The organism is Alkalihalobacillus alcalophilus ATCC 27647 = CGMCC 1.3604 (assembly GCF_000292245.2).
In the GTDB taxonomy this organism is placed as follows: domain Bacteria; phylum Bacillota; class Bacilli; order Bacillales; family Bacillaceae_D; genus Alkalihalobacillus; species Alkalihalobacillus alcalophilus.
Window position 1 is genome coordinate 37,645 of the sequence record NZ_ALPT02000020.1, and the last position, 20,330, is coordinate 57,974.

The 20,330-nt window shown below is 38.2% G+C and carries 17 protein-coding genes; 1 reads left to right on the plus strand and 16 read right to left on the minus strand.

What is annotated here, in order from left to right; translation table 11 throughout:
- Positions 1–6 precede the first annotated feature (6 nt).
- Positions 7–2,646, minus strand: coding sequence for a DNA polymerase I (gene polA, locus BALCAV_RS07455; protein ID WP_040323772.1), 2,640 nt, complete (start codon positions 2,644–2,646; stop codon positions 7–9).
- A 114-nt stretch (positions 2,647–2,760) separates the two neighbouring features.
- On the opposite strand from polA, the gene BALCAV_RS22015 reads away from it, so the two are divergent.
- On the plus strand, positions 2,761–3,336 hold the full coding sequence (locus BALCAV_RS22015; RefSeq protein WP_152563037.1) for a hypothetical protein: 576 nt from the start codon (positions 2,761–2,763) through the stop codon (positions 3,334–3,336).
- A 5-nt stretch (positions 3,337–3,341) separates the two neighbouring features.
- On the opposite strand, the gene hflC is transcribed toward BALCAV_RS22015, so the two are convergent.
- The 15 genes from hflC to accD all read right to left on the minus strand — a co-directional run bounded on the left by hflC (position 3,342) and on the right by accD (position 20,210).
- Positions 3,342–4,283, minus strand: a complete 942-nt coding sequence (gene hflC / locus BALCAV_RS07460) for a protease modulator HflC (RefSeq protein ID WP_003321690.1) — start codon at positions 4,281–4,283, stop codon at positions 3,342–3,344.
- Entirely contained in the window at positions 4,276–5,271 is a 996-nt protein-coding gene (gene hflK, locus BALCAV_RS07465; protein WP_003321691.1) for an FtsH protease activity modulator HflK, read from the minus strand. Before hflK ends, hflC begins: the two co-directional genes overlap by 8 nt.
- A 416-nt stretch (positions 5,272–5,687) precedes the next feature.
- Positions 5,688–7,484 (minus strand): two-component system histidine kinase PnpS, encoded by a 1,797-nt coding sequence (gene pnpS / locus BALCAV_RS07470; protein WP_003321693.1) that lies wholly within the window; start codon positions 7,482–7,484, stop codon positions 5,688–5,690.
- Positions 7,477–8,199 carry a response regulator transcription factor gene (locus tag BALCAV_RS07475; RefSeq protein WP_003321694.1) on the minus strand — a complete coding sequence of 241 codons (723 nt, stop codon included), beginning with the start codon at positions 8,197–8,199 and terminating at the stop codon, positions 7,477–7,479. The genes pnpS and BALCAV_RS07475 overlap by 8 nt, the downstream gene beginning before the upstream one ends.
- A gap of 125 nt (positions 8,200–8,324) precedes the next feature.
- On the minus strand, positions 8,325–8,453 hold the full coding sequence (locus BALCAV_RS23060) for a hypothetical protein (RefSeq protein WP_268746797.1): 129 nt from the start codon (positions 8,451–8,453) through the stop codon (positions 8,325–8,327).
- Between the two features lie 227 nt (positions 8,454–8,680).
- Positions 8,681–9,625 carry a malate dehydrogenase gene (gene mdh, locus BALCAV_RS07480; protein ID WP_003323707.1) on the minus strand — a complete coding sequence of 315 codons (945 nt, stop codon included), beginning with the start codon at positions 9,623–9,625 and terminating at the stop codon, positions 8,681–8,683.
- A 116-nt stretch (positions 9,626–9,741) separates the two neighbouring features.
- A complete protein-coding gene (icd, locus tag BALCAV_RS07485; protein WP_003323705.1) occupies positions 9,742–11,010 on the minus strand; it encodes an NADP-dependent isocitrate dehydrogenase in 1,269 nt (422 codons plus the stop codon).
- 214 nt (positions 11,011–11,224) lie between these two features.
- On the minus strand, positions 11,225–12,340 hold the full coding sequence (citZ, locus tag BALCAV_RS07490) for a citrate synthase (RefSeq protein ID WP_003323704.1): 1,116 nt from the start codon (positions 12,338–12,340) through the stop codon (positions 11,225–11,227).
- 455 nt (positions 12,341–12,795) lie between these two features.
- Positions 12,796–13,266, minus strand: a complete 471-nt coding sequence (locus BALCAV_RS07495; RefSeq protein ID WP_003323703.1) for a DUF441 domain-containing protein — start codon at positions 13,264–13,266, stop codon at positions 12,796–12,798.
- 73 nt (positions 13,267–13,339) lie between these two features.
- Positions 13,340–13,741 carry an FxsA family protein gene (locus BALCAV_RS07500; RefSeq protein WP_003323702.1) on the minus strand — a complete coding sequence of 134 codons (402 nt, stop codon included), beginning with the start codon at positions 13,739–13,741 and terminating at the stop codon, positions 13,340–13,342.
- Positions 13,742–13,953: 212 nt separating this feature from the next.
- Positions 13,954–15,087, minus strand: coding sequence for an IS200/IS605 family element RNA-guided endonuclease TnpB (gene tnpB, locus BALCAV_RS07505; protein ID WP_040323773.1), 1,134 nt, complete (start codon positions 15,085–15,087; stop codon positions 13,954–13,956).
- Positions 15,088–15,277: 190 nt separating this feature from the next.
- Positions 15,278–17,035, minus strand: a complete 1,758-nt coding sequence (pyk, locus tag BALCAV_RS07510) for a pyruvate kinase (RefSeq protein ID WP_003324702.1) — start codon at positions 17,033–17,035, stop codon at positions 15,278–15,280.
- Positions 17,036–17,088: 53 nt separating this feature from the next.
- Positions 17,089–18,048, minus strand: a complete 960-nt coding sequence (pfkA, locus tag BALCAV_RS07515; protein WP_003324703.1) for a 6-phosphofructokinase — start codon at positions 18,046–18,048, stop codon at positions 17,089–17,091.
- A 316-nt stretch (positions 18,049–18,364) separates the two neighbouring features.
- On the minus strand, positions 18,365–19,342 hold the full coding sequence (accA, locus tag BALCAV_RS07520; protein ID WP_003324704.1) for an acetyl-CoA carboxylase carboxyl transferase subunit alpha: 978 nt from the start codon (positions 19,340–19,342) through the stop codon (positions 18,365–18,367).
- Between the two features lie 16 nt (positions 19,343–19,358).
- Positions 19,359–20,210, minus strand: a complete 852-nt coding sequence (gene accD, locus BALCAV_RS07525; protein WP_003324705.1) for an acetyl-CoA carboxylase, carboxyltransferase subunit beta — start codon at positions 20,208–20,210, stop codon at positions 19,359–19,361.
- Positions 20,211–20,330: the final 120 nt, after the last annotated feature.

Below are 20,330 nucleotides of genomic sequence, written 5' to 3' on the forward strand. Positions count from 1 at the left end.
CTCTCCTTACTTGGCGTCGTACCAGCTTTCGCCGATTTCGGCATCTACTTTTAATGGAACATCTAATTCCACCGCATTTTCCATCACATCTGTAATGACCTTCAAAAAGTCATTCACTTCTTCATCTGGCACTTCAAAGATGAGTTCATCGTGTACTTGTAAGAGTAAGCGAGCTTTCCAATTTCCTCCCTCTAACTCATTCCCCATATCAACCATTGCTTTTTTAATAATATCAGCGGCTGTCCCTTGAATCGGTGTATTCATTGCGGTTCTTTCCGCAAAGCTTCTTAAATTAAAGTTACGACTTGTTAATTCCGGTAAATAGCGACGACGATGCAGAAGCGTTGCAACATAACCCGATTCACGAGCTTCCTCGACAATCTCATCCATATACTGTTTCACTTTCGGATAACTTTGGAAATATCGCTCAATAAATTCAGCCGCTTCCTTACGGGTAATATTTAAACTTTGTGATAATCCATAATCACTAATTCCATACACGATTCCGAAGTTGACTGCCTTTGCACTTCTTCTCATGGTGCTAGTCACTTCATCCTCTTTTACATGAAAGACATCCATCGCTGTTTTTGTATGAACGTCCATATCTTCTTGGAATGCCTCTTTAAGCTTTTCATCCCCAGAAATATGAGCCAACACTCTTAACTCAATTTGTGAATAATCGGCAGCAATGATTTTCCATCCCTTTTCCGAAGCGATAAAAGCTTTACGAATTTTTCGTCCTTCCTCTAGACGAATCGGGATGTTTTGTAAATTCGGATCCGTTGAGCTTAATCGTCCTGTTTGGGTTAAGGCTTGGTTAAAGCGCGTGTGAATCTTACTAGAATCTTCTTTAATTACCTTCAATAACCCTTCAATATACGTTGAATTCAACTTCCCTAATTGACGATAATGAAGAATATGGTCAATGATCTCATGTTTACCTGCTAGCTTCTCTAACACATCAGCTGAAGTTGAATAGCCTGTCTTCGTCTTTTTTATCGGTGGAAGCTCTAGCTTTTCAAACAGAATCTCCCCTAACTGCTTTGGTGAATTAATGTTAAATGACTGACCTGCTAGCTCATGAATGTCCTGTTCTAGCTTACTGAGACGCTCCTCTAAATCCTCACCCATTTGAACGAGCTGTGCCTTATCAACCTTAACACCAGTTAATTCCATTTGACCTAAAACAAGCGACAATGGCAATTCTAAATCATAAAAGAGTTCAAATTGCTCATTTTCTTTTAGTTCGTTTTCAAGTGGCTCTTTTAAATCAAAAGTTGCCTGTGCTTTACGCACCAAATGCTCCGCTAGCACTTCTTCTTCCGGAGCCTTCCGTTTAGCTCCTTTTCCATAAACGACTTCATCTGATTGCACATAACCCCCATTTTTACGTTGAACGATGTCATCCATATCGTGAGAAGAATGAGATGGGTCAAGTAAATAGGAAGCCATTAATAAGTCAAACTCGACTCCAGTAAGTTCTACACCTTGCCATCCGAACAAAACAACCGCACGTTTGGCATCAAAAATCCATTTCTTCTTTGTTTCATCCTTTAACCATGCTTTAAAAACTTCGGACTGAAGAGCCGTCTCAGGAGAAAGGTAATAACGACCCGTCTCGTTAACTAGAGCAATTCCGATTATTTCTGATTGATGATAATGCTCATCCAAAACCTCAACAATTAAAGCAGCTGGACTGCTTAATTGCTCTTTTTTGATATCTGTTAAGATTTCAAATTGCAAATCCTCCACTTTTTCCTGCACTTCATCCATTTGTTCATCTGGAGCAAATTTCTCTAATAAGGACTTAAATTCTAGTTCTTTAAAAAACTGTACGACGTCCTTGCTTTCATATTCACCAAAACCTAAATCATTGAGATCCATATCAAGAGGAACTTCTAGAAAAATCGTAGCTAAATCTTTACTCATCATCGCTTGCTCTTTATTTTCTTCCAGCCGTTCCTTCATCTTTTTGCCTGAAATTTGCTCAATCGAGTCCAATACCTTTTCAATCGTTCCAAACTCTTTTAAAAGTTTAAGGGCTGTTTTTTCTCCGACACCAGGAACCCCTGGAATATTATCTGAGCTATCTCCCATTAAACCTTTCATATCGATAATTTGTTTTGGTTCAAGTCCATATTTTTCATGTAAAAAAGCAGGGGTATATTCCTCAACTTGAGAAATTCCCTTTTTCGTTAATGACACTGTGACATTGTCTGAAACGAGTTGAAGTAAATCCTTATCACCTGTATAAATTTTTACTTGCCACTCTTCACCGGCAGCTTCTTTTGCAAACGTGCCGATAATATCATCTGCTTCATAATTTTCCGCTTCAAATCGTTTAATTTGAAAAGCATCAAGCAACTCACGAACGAGTGGAAACTGCTCCGAAAGCTCTGGTGGAGTTTTTTGACGTCCCCCTTTATATTCACTAAATGTTTTATGCCTAAATGTCGTTTTTCCAGCATCAAAAGCAACTAACATATGTGTCGGCTTGTCCTCTTCTATAATCTTCATTAGCATAGTAGTAAAACCATAAACCGCGTTTGTATAAACACCTTTATCATTATTTAAAAGGGGTAAAGCAAAAAACGCACGATAGGCAATACTGTTGCCGTCAATTAATACGAGCTTCTTCAAAATCATCGCTCCTTTTCTACACTTATTCTCTAATTTATTGTAGCACACATACGTTCGAAAACGAAAAAATGTACTTAGCTGTTGAGAAAGGAATGTGATGCGGATTGGAAAGGGGTAGTTGTGGCAACTTCCCCTAGGACTTGTGCTTTATTACCAAGTGCTGGTGATTCGCACCCTAATTTACCACAGCATCACTTTTCATTACCTATCCCGCTCGATTCGCACCCTAATTTGACTCAGCATCAATTTTCATTACCTATCCCACCTTATTCGCACCCTAATTTGCCACAGCACGGCTTTTCATTACTTATCCCGCTCAATTCGCACCCTAATTTGCCACAGCACCGCTTTTCATTACCTATCCCGCTCAATTCGCACCCTAATTTGACTCAGCACGGCTTTTCATTACCTATCACGCTCAATTCGCACCCTAATTTGACTCAGCATCAATTTTCATTACCTATCACGCTCAATTCGCACCCTAATTTGACTCAGCACGGCTTTTCATTACCTATTCCACACGATTCGCACCCTAATTTAACACAGCATCAATTTTCATTACCTATCCCGCTCAATTCGCACGGTAATTTTCACAAAAATGCCTCTGAGGAACCATTCCTCAGAGGCATTTTCTCTATAACGCGACCACCATTTATTGCTAACTATGTTTCTCTCTTACACATATTAAAAAAATAGAATATTTACTCAGTCAATCCCATTAACAATCTTGTGTAAGGCGAATCAGCTGGTAGCACAATCACGGTCTCATCACCAATTGTCTTTTTATACGATTCTAACGTACGGTAAAGCTGGTAGAATTCTACATCCTGACCGAATGCTTCATTATATATCTGGGCTGCTTCTGCTTCCCCTTCTGAAATAATAATATTGGCATCAGCTGTTGCTGTCGCGATCAATTCTTGAACTTCGCGATCCGTGTTAGCACGAATACGGTTAGCTTCCGCATCCCCTTCAGATAAATAATCCTGTGCCGTGGTTTGTCGCTCTGAAATCATTCGACGATAAACCGCTTCTTCGTTCTCTTCCGGTAAATCAGCACGCTTCATACGAATATCTGTTAAACTAATTCCGTAATTACCATTATCTAATGAATTGTTTACTCGATCACGAACGAGTTCACCAATATCGCCACGTGCTGCTCCTTCTGAACCTGAATTAATGATTGAATCAAAATTTAATTGTCCAAGCTCGGCACGAATCGCAGAGAAAATAATTTCACCCATTATTGCTTCGGCATTTTCTATCGTTCTCGCATTGGCAATCATTTGTTGTGGGTTCTCAATTCTCCAGACTGCGTAATAATCAGCAAGCATACGTTTTTTATCACTCGTGTTAATCTCTGCTGTCGGAATATCATAAACCATTTGGTACTTAGGCAATGTAGTGACCGTTTGAATAAATGGTATTTTATAAGATAAACCTGGCTCATCCTCAATTTTGACGACTTCACCAAATTGACGAACAACTTTAAATTCCCCTTGCTCTACAATAAATAAATTACTTAGCACAACGGCAACAAGAGCGATGAGGATAACAGCGGTTGCTCCTAATTTTACGTATTTCTTATAATTTTCTGGTGTTCTGCGTTCATTAATATCGACAATATTAAGGTCATCACTCATCGTTTTCAGAACCTCCTTCATTATCATTGTTGTTTAATGGTGGTGGATTAGAGGCATTACTGTTATTGCCGCTTTCAATCGGACGTATCGGCAAATAATTAATCGTATCATTATTGCTATCCATAATATAAATATCGGTATGAGGTAAAACTTGTTCTAATGTTTCTAATAATAAACGTTGTCTCGTTACATCAGGATTTACTAAATATTCCGTATAAAGGGCATCAAAATGTGCGATATCCCCACGTGCTCGCTCAATACGCTCTGTTTTTTGTCCTTCAGCTCGGGAAATAATCGCATCCTTTTCCCCTTCTGCCTCATTCTTTTTCTGATTTTCATATTTTCTTGCTTCGTTTATTTTAGTTAAACGCTCTTCTCTCGCATCGGTCACTTCTGTAAAAGCACGACGTACCTCTTGTGTTGGTAATTCAACATCTTGTAATTTAACATCTTGAATGCTAATTCCAATTTGGTAAATCTCAATTAACTCAACAAGATTTTCAAACACTCTTGCTTCAATTTCTGGACGTTGATCGGTCAAAGCATCATCGATATTGGCACTTCCAATGACTCCTCTTAAAGAGGCAGAAGCTGCATTATATAAAACCGTTTCTGGCTCCTTTGTACTAAATAAAAATTGTTCTGGATCACTAATTCTCCATTGAACTGCTAAATCGGCAAAAACAATAAATTCATCCCCAGTAATCATTTTTGCTTCATTTGTAAATTCCACAACCTCGCCACCCTCTTCTTGGTAGCCCACTTGTAGATTATAAGTACCCCTTGATAAAATTTCGACTTTTTGAATTGGCCATGGCAATTTAAACTTTAAACCTGGCTCAGTGACAGTCTCCTCAACTTTTCCGAATGTAATAACAGCAGCTTGTTCAGATTCATCCACTATGTACCAACCCGTGACTAAAAATAAACCTAGGACTGCTACAACAATTAGGGAGACAAAACCCGTTACTAATTGTTTGATCGTCATCTTTATTCCCCTCTCTTTCTATGTACTTTTTCTATACGAAATACTTATGCAAAAGGTTTCGATCTTTTACACAAGATTTTACTACTTTCTATCCTATCACATTAAGATGCAAAGATTTTCCCCAATTTTATGAAATTTCTTTTCTATCTCCTCAAAAAAAAAGGACGAAAGCCTGTACGCTTTCGCCAAATAAAGGGAATTCAATGTGATCAGCTGGAACATTTCCACTAATCAGACATTGAGGGGAACCGTTCAAAGTAAGTATAACTTCCACTCATTAACCCTTTATAAAGCCAATGTAAATAATTCGTAAAAACAGTCCATTATTTTCCTATAGCTTTTTAATTAACAAAACAAAAATAGGCCATGCTCATAAGGTCGTTTTTAACCTTATTGCACAGCCCTTCCTTTTCAATTTATTGCTCCTCACGTAAATCTAGTTCCCAATCTTCTTCATGTTCTCTTTTAAATTTCATTGAAAAAGTCGTTCCTTTTCCAAGTTCACTTTCCACTTCAATTTGAGCATGGTGAGCTTCGACCAAATGTTTGACAATCGCTAGACCAAGCCCTGTCCCACCTGAATTACGGCTTCTCGCTCGATCGACTCGGTAAAAACGTTCAAAAATTCGAGGACACTCCTGCTCGCTTATTCCAATTCCTGTGTCTTCCACTTTCCACTCAACGAAATCGTCATAACCCTTAAGATAAACATCAATTTTTCCTTCAGCAGGTGTGTACGTTATTGCATTACTAATTAAATTAATCGCAATTTGTTTGATCCGCTCAAAGTCACCTTCCATTTCAAAATGGCCTTCAAGGTGCATCTCTAGTTGAATCGATTTATCCAATGCTTTTTCTTTTAAAAGCGTCACAGCCTCTTCCACTGCCACAGCCATATTCAACTTCGACCAATTCAATTGGAAAAAATGTTGTTCAATTTTAGATAACTCAAGCAGGTCATGTATAAGCCCTTGCAACCGTTCACTTTCCTTCCAAATGATATGAAGGAATTTTTCTCGGTATGCTTCATCATGCATGGCTCCATCAAGTAATGTCTCACTAAAACCTTTAATCGATGTGACCGGTGTTTTTAACTCATGTGAGACATTAGCCACAAAGTCTTTTCGAACTTGTTCGAGCTTTTTTAGTTCTGTAATATCGTGCATAACGAGTGCTATCCCTTTAAAACTCCCTTTATGGCTAATAACAGGTGCACCGTGAACATCATAATGTTTAATCTCAAGATGTTTTTCAAATGTGATTTGTTTTCGAATCTTCTCTTCTGTCATAAAAACAGACTGGATCAGTTGAATAATTTCTTTATGTCCAATGACATCATGGTATAATTTATGATCCCATTTATCCGTATTTTCTTGAAAAATATCTCGACATGTTTTATTAATTAACGAGATATCGCCACGCATATTAATTAAAATAAGGCCGCTGCCCATGTTTTCAATCAAGGTTTCCATTCGTTCTTTTTGGAGTTGATGACGATTTGTAATATGTTCAAGATTACTCGCTAATACGTTTACTGATTTCGTTAATTGACCAATTTCATCTTGGTTACCTTCAACGGTCCTCGCTTTAAAATTCCCTTTAGCTAATTCATTCGCTACATCTGTCACACTTTCAATCGGACGAATCATTTGTGAAGTGATCCGATAAATCACTAAAAATATAACGACAGCCGCTAAAGAAAAACTAATGATTAAAAATGTCCACATATTACGATTCATCGCATGAATGTCGGATGTGGGTAGACCTAAACGGACAATTCCAACTTTTTCTGACCCTTCCATAACTGGAACCGCCATATACAACAACTCATTTTCAACCGTGGTACTATAGCGAATTTGTTTTCCAGATTCCCCCGTTAACAATTCAATAATTTCTGGACGTTCAAGATGATTTTCCATTAGTTCAGGGTCTGTACTTGATTCTCCAATTACTTCACCATCACTTAAGATAATCGTCACTCGTACATCTAATTCATGACTAACATTATTTGTAAATTCTTGAATATTATCATCTAAAAGACTGTTTTCTTCGATAAGAAAGGCGACAAGTTTGGCATCATTTTCAAGCCTTTCGGTCGTGTAATCAAGGTGAAACTCTTTAAATAATTGCCCAATCGCTACTCCAAGGCCTGCGAGAACGAGCAAAATAGTGAGCATGACCGAAATCATTAAGCGAAATCTTAACTTAACCATTTAATTGAGGCTCTTCCAATTTATATCCTAGTCCACGAATCGTTTTTATATAAATTGGTTTTTTTGTGTTTGGTTCAATCTTTTCACGAAGATGGCTTATATGAACATCAACAATTCTTGTATCGCCAACAAATTCATAATTCCAAACGGCATTAAGAAGCTGATCTCTCGTTAAGACACGTCCTTTATGATTCATTAAGTATAATAACAATTCAAATTCTTTTGGTGTAACGTCGATTGCTTTATTCTGATAATAGACCTCGTAATTTTCTGGATAGATCTCAACCTCACCTACCATCATTTTTTCATTCTGTACGATAGGTTCAACTTGTTCTGGTGAGGTTTGTTGAGCCACTCTTCGTAAAATCGCTCTTACTCTTGCGACAACCTCCCTTGGACTAAAAGGCTTGGTCATATAATCATCAGCCCCAAGCTCTAGACCAAGTACTTTATCAAACTCATCATCCTTGGCTGTGAGCATCAGAATCGGTGTCATAATTTTGTTTTGTCTTAACTGCTTACATACTTCGAGACCATCCATCACAGGAAGCATTAAATCTAAAACGATTAAATCATACTTTTCGTTTTCTGCCTTTTTCAAAGCTGCTCCACCATCATGCACCGTATCGACCTCATAACCCGATTGCTGCAAATTAAATTGCAATAATGTTGCGATTGACTCTTCATCATCCACTACTAATAGACGTTGTGACATTTACTATCTCCTCCGCTCTTCCTCTTCTACGAGATCATTCACGGTTCCCCAATTTCTTTTTTCTCTATTTTCACCATTAGTATACCAAAAAAGGAACGCTTTTTATTAAAATAAAGAAAACAAATCTACTTATAGTTCAATTTGCAAAGAAATAGCTGACGAAAAACTAAGCCGTTGTGTTCTTTTCTGTTGCTTTTGGCTTCATTGACGTCCTTTGATTCCCTTTGCGGCTCTTTTTCAGCTGCTTTTGGCATCATAGCCTCCCTTTGATTCCCTTAGACACCTATTTAATGACACTAAAGCAATCATTGACCGTTACAAATCCAAAATCCAGCCATTTAATGGAAGAGAGAGGGATTCTAAAGTATTCTAAGCATTCGAATACTTAGAATCCCTCGAATGAGAAAACTCAAAAAAAGGGCTTGCCCTCATAACGTCATTTTCATAACCTTATGGGACAGCCCTCTTTGACTTTTAAAAACTATTCTTTTGGAAGAGCTTCCATCACAGCACGTACCGAATCTACTGATTTTGCGAGTGCTGCTTTTTCATCATCTAATAAATCTAATTCTACAATTTTTTCAATACCGTCTCCACCTAAAATCGTTGGTACGCCTAAGTATAAATCCTCATAGCCATACTCACCTTCAAGATAAGCTATCGTTGGAATCACACGTTTTTTATCTTTAATAATCGCTTCAACCATTTGAGTTAACGAAGCGGCTGGTGCATAGTACGCACTACCGTTACCTAATAAACCAACAATCTCACCGCCACCTTTACGTGTGCGTTCCACAATCTCTTCTAAACGCTCTTCAGAGATCAACTTCGATAAAGGGACGCCGCCTGCGAATGAGTAGCGAATTAATGGAACCATATCATCCCCGTGACCACCAAGAACAAAACCTGTAATATCCTCGACAGACAAGTTAAGTTCTTGTGCAATAAATGTGCGGAAACGAGCTGTATCAAGCACACCAGATTGTCCAATAACACGGTTTTTCGGGAAGCCTGACTCTTTATAGACTGTATAAGTCATTGCATCTGCTGGGTTTGTTAAAACGATAATATAGCAGTTAGGAGAATGTTTAACCACTTCTCTAGTAACAGCTTTCATAATACCAGCGTTTGTACTGACTAAATCATCACGGCTCATCCCTGGTTTACGAGCAATACCTGCTGTAATCACGACTACGTCAGAATCTTTTGTATCTTCGTAGTTTGAAGTACCAACAATGTTTGAGTCAACCCCTTGTACAGGTGTTGATTCTAACATATCAAGGGCTTTCCCTTTAGTTGGCCCTTCTAATTGAGGAATGTCAACTAAGACTACATCGCCCAACTCTTTTTGTGCGACCATTAATGCAGTAGTTGCTCCTGTAAAACCTGCTCCAATAACTGAAATCTTTCTACGCTTAATTGCCATTTTATAACCACTCCTGATTGTTGTTTTCAACTAACGATCAAACAATAAAAAATGACTCAATGAGAGAGCGTATGTAGGAAGATCACATACGCTCTTGATAGACTTAACGATTAAGATTATAGGTTTTTGATTAACTCATCCGCAAAACCAGAACATTTAACTTCTGTAGCACCGTCCATAAGACGAGCGAAGTCATAAGTCACAACCTTGCTGGCGATTGTTTTATCCATTGAAGACATGATTAAGTCCGCTGCTTCATTCCAACCTAAGTGACGAAGCATTAATTCACCAGATAATAAAACAGAAGATGGGTTCACTTTATCTTGACCAGCATACTTAGGAGCTGTACCGTGAGTTGCTTCAAAGATAGCATGTCCAGTTACATAGTTAATGTTTGCTCCTGGAGCGATACCGATACCACCAACTTGAGCTGCTAATGCATCAGAAATATAGTCACCGTTTAAGTTCATTGTTGCTACAACATCAAACTCTTTTGGACGTGTTAAGATTTGTTGTAAGAAAATATCAGCAATTGAATCTTTCACAAGAATTTTACCTGCTGCAAGAGCCTCGTCTTGTGCTTTATTTGCTGCTTCAACGCCTTTTTCTTCAACAATCTTATCATACTGAGCCCATGTGAATACTTTATCGCCGAATTCTTTTTCAGCAAGCTCATAACCCCAATTTTTGAATGCTCCTTCAGTAAACTTCATGATGTTACCTTTATGAACTAAAGTAACACTCTTACGTCCTTCATCAAGTGCATATTGAATCGTCGCACGAACTAAACGCTCCGTACCTTCTTTTGAAACCGGCTTAACACCAATACCAGAAGTTTCAGGGAAACGGATTTTCTTCGCTCCTAGTTCTTCTTGTAAAAACTTCACTAGCTTTTGAACTTCTTCAGAACCTTCTTGATACTCAATTCCAGCATAAATATCCTCTGAGTTTTCACGGAAGATAACCATATCTGTATCTTCTGGACGTTTAACTGGAGAAGGTACTCCTTGGAAATAACGTACTGGACGTAAGCATACATATAAATCTAACTCTTGACGTAGAGCAACGTTTAAAGAACGAATTCCCCCACCAACTGGAGTTGTTAAAGGTCCTTTAATAGCGATCATATATTTATCAATAGCTTCTAACGTTTCTTCAGGTAACCAGCTACCTGTTTCGTTAAATGCTTTTTCACCAGCAAGAATTTCTTTCCATACGATTTTCTTCTCACCGTTATAAGCTTTTTCAACTGCAGCATCTAAAACTCTTGAAGCTGCCGCCCAAATATCAGGGCCTGTCCCGTCTCCCTCAATAAAAGGAATGATTGGATTGTTTGGTACATCAAGTACCCCGTTATTTACCTTAATTACTTCACCGTTTGCCATATTACATAAACCTCCTCGAAATAATTACTCTATAAAAAACTTCGCATATCTAGCTTATCAAATAAACATAAAAATTGTCACTTAATATCTATATTTACGTATACAAAATTCGACTTTTTTATGTATAAGGGGAAGGTTCCCCCTCTTATTAAATTTGCTGCCTGCGTTGTATGATGAAATATTAGCTAATCACCTCTTAGAAAAAGGTCAATTTTTAACGTTTTTCTAAAGGAATGTAAACTTGTTTGTTTGGTCCATTGTATTCCGCACGCGGACGAATTAATCGGTTATTACTGTATTGTTCTAGAATGTGGGCTAACCAGCCTGACGTACGACTTACTGCAAAAATTGGCGTAAATAAATCATGATCAATTCCTAAACTGTGATACACACTTGCTGAATAGAAATCAACATTTGGTAAAATGCCTTTTTCGGCAGTGAAAATTTCGTCAATTTTAACAGACATTTCATACCATTTTTTCTCACCGGTAATTTCAGTCAAGCGTTTAGACATCTCTTTTAAATGCTTCGCACGTGGGTCTCCGTTCTTATAAACACGATGTCCAAAGCCCATAATTTTTTCTTTATTATCAATGGCTTTACGTACAAAAGGCTCGACATTTTCAACCGTGTCAATTTCCGTTAACATCTTCATAACGGCTTCATTTGCTCCACCATGAAGTGGTCCTTTTAAAGCCCCGATTGCTGCTGTAATACCAGAATATACATCAGATAATGTCGCAACACAGACACGGGCTGTAAAAGTGGAAGCATTTAATTCGTGGTCTGCGTGAAGAACAAGCGCTTTGTTAAATGCATCTACAGAGATTTCGTCTGGATCTTCACCTTTTAACATGTAAAGGAAGTTCGCTGCAAAACTCAAATCTTTCTTTGGTGCAATTGGGTCTTTTCCTTCACGTAAACGCGAAAACGCTGTCACGATTGTCGGGATCTTTGCTTGAAGCTTTAATGCTTTAAGACGGTTCGCAGATTCTTCCATTACATCTGCATCCTCATCATAAAGTCCTAAACTTGAAATAGCAGTTCTTAAAGCTGCCATTGGGTGAATATCTTTTAATGGATAGCTCTTCATTTGTTCAATCACTTCATTTGGAATCGCAGCATGTTCAGCAAGTTGGCCTTTAAGTTCATTTAACTCTGCTTCTTTTGGTAAACGACCGTTCCAAAGCAAGAAAATGACTTCTTCAAAACTGGCATGATCCGCTAAATCATCAATTTCATAACCTTGATAAGTTAGCGTACTGTCAATAATTGAACTTACGCTTGAAGTTGTTGCTACAATACCTTCTAATCCACGAGTTGCACTCACAATAACCTCTCCTTTATCCCATAAAATCTTTCCTCAAAGCATATAGTAAATGCTTACATTTCCAAGTGAAGCATATGGAAATGTGCTATGTAGAAAGGAACTCCACCTCCCATTATAAACATTTTTTTACTTTTGTGAATGTTTTCGACTAAACAAATTAAAAGATGCCAAAAATTACATTTAATTTTGATATTTCAATTAAAAATAAAAGGGAGAGTGCTTATACATTCTCCCTTCTACTTATAAATAAAATCATCTCGATTCTAATATAGTAAACTTCGGCTTTATTTTATACTTTGAGGCCTACTGGTTCCATTAGTAAGTCTACTCCGCGGGTGAATCGGGAGCCTCCGGGCATTCCACTCGCTCCGTTTTGGACCTTTGTATTTTTTATTGGCAATGAAACATCCTTTGGATCTTCTCTTAGTGACCCCTTTTGAATGGAGCCTCTTCACCTATCCACCCAATTTCGAAAAGAATTGGATCATTTGCATCATTAGATAGGCGATGCCAGCACCGATTAATGGCCCGACTGCGACACCGTTAAACAAAGCTACTGCCAAAATCGTTCCGAAGACGAGAGCCGTCGTAATATGCGGATCTTCTTTTAATAAATCTAAACCACTGGCCGCAATTAAAGCAACCATAATCCCTGCTGCTAATGCAACCCATGCATAAGGAGAACGAACAGCTTCCCCTAATTGTTTGAAACCAATTTCCCCTGTCACAATCGGGGTTAACACAGCAATCGTAATCACAGTAACTCCGATATTAATACCCTTTGTTTGTAATAGAGGAAAAAGTTTATCACCTAACCCAACCCATTTAATTACTAATAAAAAAGCAACAGCAACTAATAAAGACTGGTTTTTGGCCATAATGGCGATTGCTAATAAGACGAGCATAAATAATGTTGCTTGAGACATTTTATCGTCCCTTTCTTACGGTTTCATCGTTATTTGTGCTCCAGGTTTTTCACTCCTGTTGTTAAAGAGAACTCTAGAATGGGCGACGGTTAATGACGACAAATTGCCCATTTCTCACTAACTTGGAGAACCATTTGATTAATAAAGCTTTAAACACGGCTCTCGTTTTTGGTATTAATAAAAGGAGGCCGAGGATGTCGGTAATAAAACCAGGAATTAATAGGGCCAAACCTCCAAATAAAATACATAGGCCATCTAGCATGACTTGATTTGGCATTTGACCTTGATTGATTTGCATTTGAGCTAATCGAATTGCTTGTAGTCCTTCGCGTTTAGCAAGCCAAGCCCCAAAAACACTTGAAAAGACAATTAATATAATCGTTGGCCAAATACCAATGATTTGGCTAACTAAAATAAAGCCGATTACTTCAAGAAGTGGAAAAAGCAACAAAAGGAGCAAAAAATACTTAGGCATAATATCCCTCTTTTTTTTTATAGATTATCAAATATTTATACGAACGAAACAAACTCATACGATTGAACTACTCCCACTTATCGACCTTACGGTCTGATTGAAGTGGGAGATTCTTGGGAACAGAGCGTACTTGCCAGCGGTTTTCTTTGCCAACAGAGGTTTCTCTTATGGACCAAGCTATCCCCGTCGATTCCTACGGTTCTGTATGTTGTTTAAGCCAAGTGGAAGGTTCTTACCCCTTCGGCTAGAATATTTTGGCTGGCATTGATATCTCGATCGTGATGTTTATCGCAAATAGAACACGTCCAGTCCCTTATTTCAAGAGATTTCTTGCCCTCTTGATGTCCACATTCAGAACAGATTTGACTAGATGGATACCACCTGCTTATTTTCACAATGGTTTTCCCATACCATTTCGCTTTGTATTCTAATTTCGATACAAAGGCAGACCAGGATACATCCGAGATCGATTTGGCTAATTTATGATTACGCAACATTCCTTTGGTGTTCAAATCTTCGATACAGACAATATCGTGGTTTTTGATGAGGTCTGTACTTAGTTTGTGAAGGAAATCGTCACGTTGGTTCATTACTCTTTCGTGTAATCTAGCAACTCTACGTTTTTGTTTCTGATAGTTTTTGGCATCAAGAAGGTTCATACCCTTGTTTTTAGCATTTAACGCACGTCTTGAAAGTTTTCGTTGCTCACGTCTTAATTTCTTTTCCATTTTGGCTGTGAACGTATGATTGTCCATCTTGTGACCATCCGAAAAAACCGCAAAATCCTTGATGCCTAAATCTATACCGATAGATGATTCCGTTTTCTTCAAGGGCTGTACGTCTGTTTTGACTACAATGGATACAAAGAACTTTCCGCTTGGATTTCGTCTGACTGTAGCGCTCAGAATACGTCCTTCAACCTCACGACTTTTGGCCAAGCGAACAAGACCCAGTTTCGGCAATTTAATTTTGTTGTTTACTATGGCAATGTTGCTATTTGTTACTTTCGTGGTGTAGGATTGTACCGGATTCTTTTTAGACTTGAAGCGCGGAGCTTTATTTTGTTTCTTGAAGAATCGAGTAAAGGAATCGGCAAGATTTTTCAGGGAGGATTGAAGGGCAATGCTATCCACTTCTTTTAGCCATACGAATTCCTTTTTTAGTTGGGTTAATTGGGCCGAACAAGAAGAATACGTTAACCCTTTGCCTGTTTTTTGATAAGTATCGTTCCATTGCCCTAAAAAGCGATTGAATACAAAACGAGAACAGCCGATGGTTTTGGCAATCAGGGTTTCTTGTTCTTTGCTTGGATAGAGACGGAATTTGTATGCTTTGTTGATGAGCATTGTTTTCACCCCCGATAGGAATGTATGTTCTCATTATACCCTAACAAGAATCTCTTTGGCTACCGCCAACCGACATTCATCTCCCCCTTATCGTTGGGCTTCTCCCTTCACACGATTGAAGGGGGAGTCTTCTGTCGGGAAATGATAAAAATAGAGGAGAAGGGGATTCCCTTCTCCTCTTCCTCTTTAATTATAGAACACTCGCATGTCCTCTGTAAATATCTCCGCGTGTGCTATCTACAGTGACGTCTTCTCCTTCAGTAAAGAGATTAAGCGCATTCTGTACCCCTACAATCACTGGTGTATTTAAACTTAAACCCACAACAGCTGCATGAGATGTTAATCCACCTTCTTCAGTAATAACAGCCGCTGCTTTTTCAAAAGCAGGGATCATATCTTTGTCAGTACTCTGCATCACTAAAATCGAGTTTGATTTTACTTTGGCAATCGCTTCACCCGCATCTTTAGCAATAACGATTTGGCCAGTTACAGAGCTACGCCCAATTCCTTGACCTTTAGCAATCACTTCACCAATGACATGAACTTTAATTAAGTTCGTTGTACCTGATTCACCGACTGGAACACCTGCTGTGATAACAACACGCTCGCCTTGTTTAATAATGCCTGACTCAACCGCAGCGTCAACCGTAATCTCTAACATATGATCAGTTGATTTCGCCTTTTCTCCCAATACAGGGATTACTCCCCATACTAGACTCAATTGACGAAAGGCATTTTTATTACTCGTTACCGCAATAATATCTGCTTTCGGACGATATTTTGAAACAATTTGAGCCGTATAACCACTTTCCGTTGCCGATAAAATATAAGACGTATTTAAATTAAAAGCAGTATGAACAACGGACTGACCGATTGCACTAGTCGTTGTCATTGTATCTTCAGCCTTTGTAATCTTATTTAGCATCGCTTTATAATTTAAACCTTGCTCTGCACGTGCTGCAATTTTATTCATTGTTTGAACAGCTTCAACTGGGTAATCACCAGCAGCTGTCTCCCCTGACAGCATAATTGCATCCGTTCCATCAAAAATCGCATTGGCAACATCACTTGCTTCTGCTCTTGTTGGGCGTGGATTACGTTGCATCGAATCTAACATTTGTGTCGCTGTAATAACCGGTTTTGCTTCTGTATTACACTTCTTAATTAATTGCTTTTGTACTAATGGTACTTCTTCAACTGGGATTTCTACCCCTAAATCACCACGGGCAACCATTAACCCGTCTGACACTTGAAGAATTTCATCGATGTTATCAACACCTTCTTGATTTTCAATTTTTGGAATGATTTTGATAGTACCTCCACCATTGCTTTCAAGAAGCTCACGGATTTCAAGCACATCTGATGCACGACGGACAAATGAAGCCGCAACAAAATCGACATCCTGCTCAATTCCAAATCGTATGTCAGCAGCGTCTTTATCTGTAATACCAGGAAGATTAACACTCACATTAGGGACATTAACACCTTTTTTATTTTTTAAAACACCACTATTTTTTACCTTGGTCACAAGCTCTGAATCACGAAGTTCTGTAACTTCTAATTCAATTAATCCGTCATCCAATAATAAGGTCGAACCAATTTGCACATCCTTAACAAGCTCTGGATATGTAATTGAAATGATTTCATTATTCCCAACCACTTCATTCATGGATACGATTAACGACTGTCCTGCTTTTAACTCAACCATACCGTTTTCTAATGTTTGAGTACGGATTTCTGGACCTTTTGTATCTAACAAAATAGCGACTGTTTTCCCAGTTATTTTTGAAGCCTCTCGGATATTTTTAATACGTGCCCCATGTTCTTCATAATCACCATGAGAAAAATTCAAACGAGCAACATTCATACCTGCCTCTATTAATTGGACAAGTTTTTCAACACTCTCACTGGCTGGACCGATTGTACATACAATTTTCGTTTTACGCATAATTGCCTCCTATATAATTCTACTACTCCAAAAGCACACAAGAAATGAAAGAATTAAATGGATAATTCTTGTGATAGCTTGTACATATCTAAATTAACTTCATGTTTTTGTGATAGAACTTCTTCAATACCATGATAAACAAGTTCATTCTTTTGAATACCTACAGTGACACCGGCTTTTCCATCTATTAAAAGATCAACAGCCTTTGCCCCTAAACGACTAGCGAGCACTCGATCAGACGCTGTTGGTGAACCCCCACGTTGAATATGCCCTAAAACTGTTACACGAGTTTCCATATTCGTTGCATCACTAATTTCTTTTCCGAAACTAAATCCATTTCCTACACCTTCAGCAACGATGATGATACTATGTTTTTTGCCACGCTCTTGCCCGCGCTTTAAACGGTTAACGATTTGGTCCATATCATAATCAGCTTCAGGAATCAGAATTGTTTCGGCCCCATCAGCGAGTCCTGCCCATAAAGCAAGATCTCCAGCATGACGGCCCATAACTTCAATTACATAAGTTCTCTCATGTGAAGTAGCTGTATCACGAATTTTATCAATCGCTTCAATAATGGTATTTAATGCTGTATCAAATCCAATCGTAAAGTCTGTACCTGGAATATCATTATCAATCGTTCCTGGTACCCCGATAGTTGGGAAACCATGCTCAGTTAATTTTTTGGCCCCTTGGAAAGAACCGTCACCACCAATGACAACTAAACCTTCAATACCAAATTTCTTTAATTGCTCAATTCCCTTTTGTTGACCTTCTAATGTTTTAAATTCTTCACAGCGTGCCGTATAAAGCATCGTTCCACCACGATGGATAATATCACCAACAGAGCCAAGCTCCATTTTATGAATATCACCAGCAATTAAACCAGCATATCCATAATTAATTCCGTAAACTTCAAGTCCGTGGAAAATCGCCTTTCTTACAACCGCACGAATCGCCGCATTCATCCCTGGCGAATCTCCACCACTTGTTAAAACTCCAATTCTTTTCATCGGTGTTAAACCTCCTAAAACAAAATTAAAACATATAAATTTTCATGCCTATCGAACTAGTCAATACATAACTTCCAAAATCAGACGAAATTTAGTTCAAAAGCATAGTCGTTTTAATAACGTAGTCTAATTACTCATTTTTCACCACTATCCCTTAAAAAATACCACTACCGATTCACGAATACAATACAGATTTTCATAAAAATTATGTAGATCGTCGATTTTGTGAAAATATTGATAGAACAAGCTTTTCCAGGCGAAATATAGTGTACTTCTTTATAATAAAAAGTACTCTCTAAGAAAAGAAAGTACTTAATTAGTGTGCGTTATTGTGATCGCTTTCATCACTATATTGTCCGATATTTTTAAATTTCTCATATTTTTGCGAAAGAAGTTCTTCCTCAGACAATAATGAAAGTTCCTTTAATGATTTTTTGATCGTCTCACCAATGTATTCAGCTTGTTCTTTGACATCTCGATGAGCCCCACCTTTGACTTCGCGAATAATTTCATCGATAATTCCTAACTCCTTTAAATCGGGAGCCGTAATTTTCATCGTTTCAGCCGCTTTTTGGGCAAGCGAAGAATCTTTCCAAAGGAGAGCCGCTGCTCCTTCTGGTGAAATAACAGAATATGTTGAGTTTTCAAGCATGTGGATATGATTTCCAACACCTAAAGCAAGAGCTCCACCACTTCCGCCTTCTCCGATTACAATACAAATAATTGGTACTTTTAAACCAGCCATTTCAAGCAAGTTCCGAGCGATCGCTTCACTTTGTCCGCGCTCTTCTGCTTCTTTACCAGGATAAGCCCCTTTTGTATCAATAAAACAAATAATAGGACGCTGGAATTTATCTGCTTGTTTCATTAAGCGTAATGCCTTTCGATACCCTTCTGGATGTGGACTACCAAAATTACGATAAATATTGTCCTTTGTATTTTTGCCACGCTGATGGCCAATGACCGTTACAGGTGTTCCGTTAAACTTAGCAATACCAGCTACAATTGCTGGATCATCTCCATATAAACGATCACCGTGCATTTCTAAAAAGTCGGTAAACAAATGATCAATATAATCTAATGTGGTTGGTCGCTCCGTATGCCGTGCGATCTGTACTCGTTCCCAAGGCTGTAGATTGCCATAAATCTCTTTCTCAAGTTCATGAAGACGTTTTTCTAACTTAATGATTTCTTCAGAAAGATCAATTTCCTTCTCTTCTGTAAAAGTACGCAACTCACTAATTTTATTTTTTAATTCAATAATTGGTTTCTCAAACTTCAAATCTGTAGCCAATCATTCCACCTCCCCTTTATGACTGTTGATGCATCTCAATGATTTTAGCTAATGTTTCTTTCATTTCTGAGCGATGAATCACTCGGTCTAATTGCCCATGTTCTAATAGGAATTCTGCTGTCTGAAAATCTTCAGGAAGCTCTTGTCTAATCGTTTGTTCAATAATTCGGCGTCCTGCAAATCCAATTAATGCTTTTGGTTCGGCAAAATTATAATCACCTAGTGAAGCAAAACTAGCCGATACTCCACCTGTTGTTGGGTGTGTCATAACAGAAATAAATAACCCACCTACACGATTAAGCTTTTCAAGAGCCGCACTCGTTTTAGCCATTTGCATTAAACTGAGAACACCTTCTTGCATTCTCGCTCCACCAGATGCTGAAAATAAAAGAATCGGTTTTTTCTGCTCAATGGCCGCCTCGATTGCTCTTGTTATTTTCTCTCCAGCCGCCGAACCCATACTTCCCATAATAAATCTGGCATCCATCACAGCAATGATCGCCGGAAGCCCATTCATTAAGCCTTCTCCAGAAACAACGCCTTCCATTAAACCTGTTTTTTGACGAATTGCCTCTAATTTCTTTTCATAATCAGGAAATTGTAATGGGTTCACACTTGTAATCCCTTTATCATATTCTATAAACGTTCCTTCATCAAACAGGCTCTCAATCCGCTCATAGCCACTCATACGATGATGATGACCACATGATGCACAAACGAGTAAATTCTTTTTTAACTCTTTTGTATACATAATTGTTCGACAAGAAGGACATTTAGTCATCAGGCCTTCAGGCACTTCCTGTTTCGCACGTTCTGATGGAATTGTTGCATAACGTTTCTTTTTCGAAAATAAATCTTTAATATTCATGGCTGCACCTCATTCGTTAACCATTTTTATGTGATTCATCGATTGCTCGTATTAATTGGTCTTAAAGTAAGAGTTTAATCGTTTTTACCTTTATACATACATATATATGGTCAAGCTCTT

Bases quoted from the DNA above. Each gene is read 5' to 3' on its own strand.
- polA (WP_040323772.1), bottom strand. From the start codon at position 2,646: ATGATTTTGAAGAAGCTCGTATTAATTGACGGCAACAGTATTGCCTAT.
- hflC (WP_003321690.1), bottom strand. From the start codon at position 4,283: ATGAGTGATGACCTTAATATTGTCGATATTAATGAACGCAGAACACCA.
- hflK (WP_003321691.1), bottom strand. From the start codon at position 5,271: ATGACGATCAAACAATTAGTAACGGGTTTTGTCTCCCTAATTGTTGTA.
- pnpS (WP_003321693.1), bottom strand. From the start codon at position 7,484: ATGGTTAAGTTAAGATTTCGCTTAATGATTTCGGTCATGCTCACTATT.
- BALCAV_RS07475 (WP_003321694.1), bottom strand. From the start codon at position 8,199: ATGTCACAACGTCTATTAGTAGTGGATGATGAAGAGTCAATCGCAACA.
- BALCAV_RS23060 (WP_268746797.1), bottom strand. From the start codon at position 8,453: ATGCCAAAAGCAGCTGAAAAAGAGCCGCAAAGGGAATCAAAGGACGTC.
- mdh (WP_003323707.1), bottom strand. From the start codon at position 9,625: ATGGCAATTAAGCGTAGAAAGATTTCAGTTATTGGAGCAGGTTTTACA.
- icd (WP_003323705.1), bottom strand. From the start codon at position 11,010: ATGGCAAACGGTGAAGTAATTAAGGTAAATAACGGGGTACTTGATGTA.
- BALCAV_RS07495 (WP_003323703.1), bottom strand. From the start codon at position 13,266: ATGTCTCAAGCAACATTATTTATGCTCGTCTTATTAGCAATCGCCATT.
- BALCAV_RS07500 (WP_003323702.1), bottom strand. From the start codon at position 13,741: ATGCCTAAGTATTTTTTGCTCCTTTTGTTGCTTTTTCCACTTCTTGAA.
- tnpB (WP_040323773.1), bottom strand. From the start codon at position 15,087: ATGCTCATCAACAAAGCATACAAATTCCGTCTCTATCCAAGCAAAGAA.
- pyk (WP_003324702.1), bottom strand. From the start codon at position 17,035: ATGCGTAAAACGAAAATTGTATGTACAATCGGTCCAGCCAGTGAGAGT.
- pfkA (WP_003324703.1), bottom strand. From the start codon at position 18,048: ATGAAAAGAATTGGAGTTTTAACAAGTGGTGGAGATTCGCCAGGGATG.
- accD (WP_003324705.1), bottom strand. From the start codon at position 20,210: ATGAATATTAAAGATTTATTTTCGAAAAAGAAACGTTATGCAACAATT.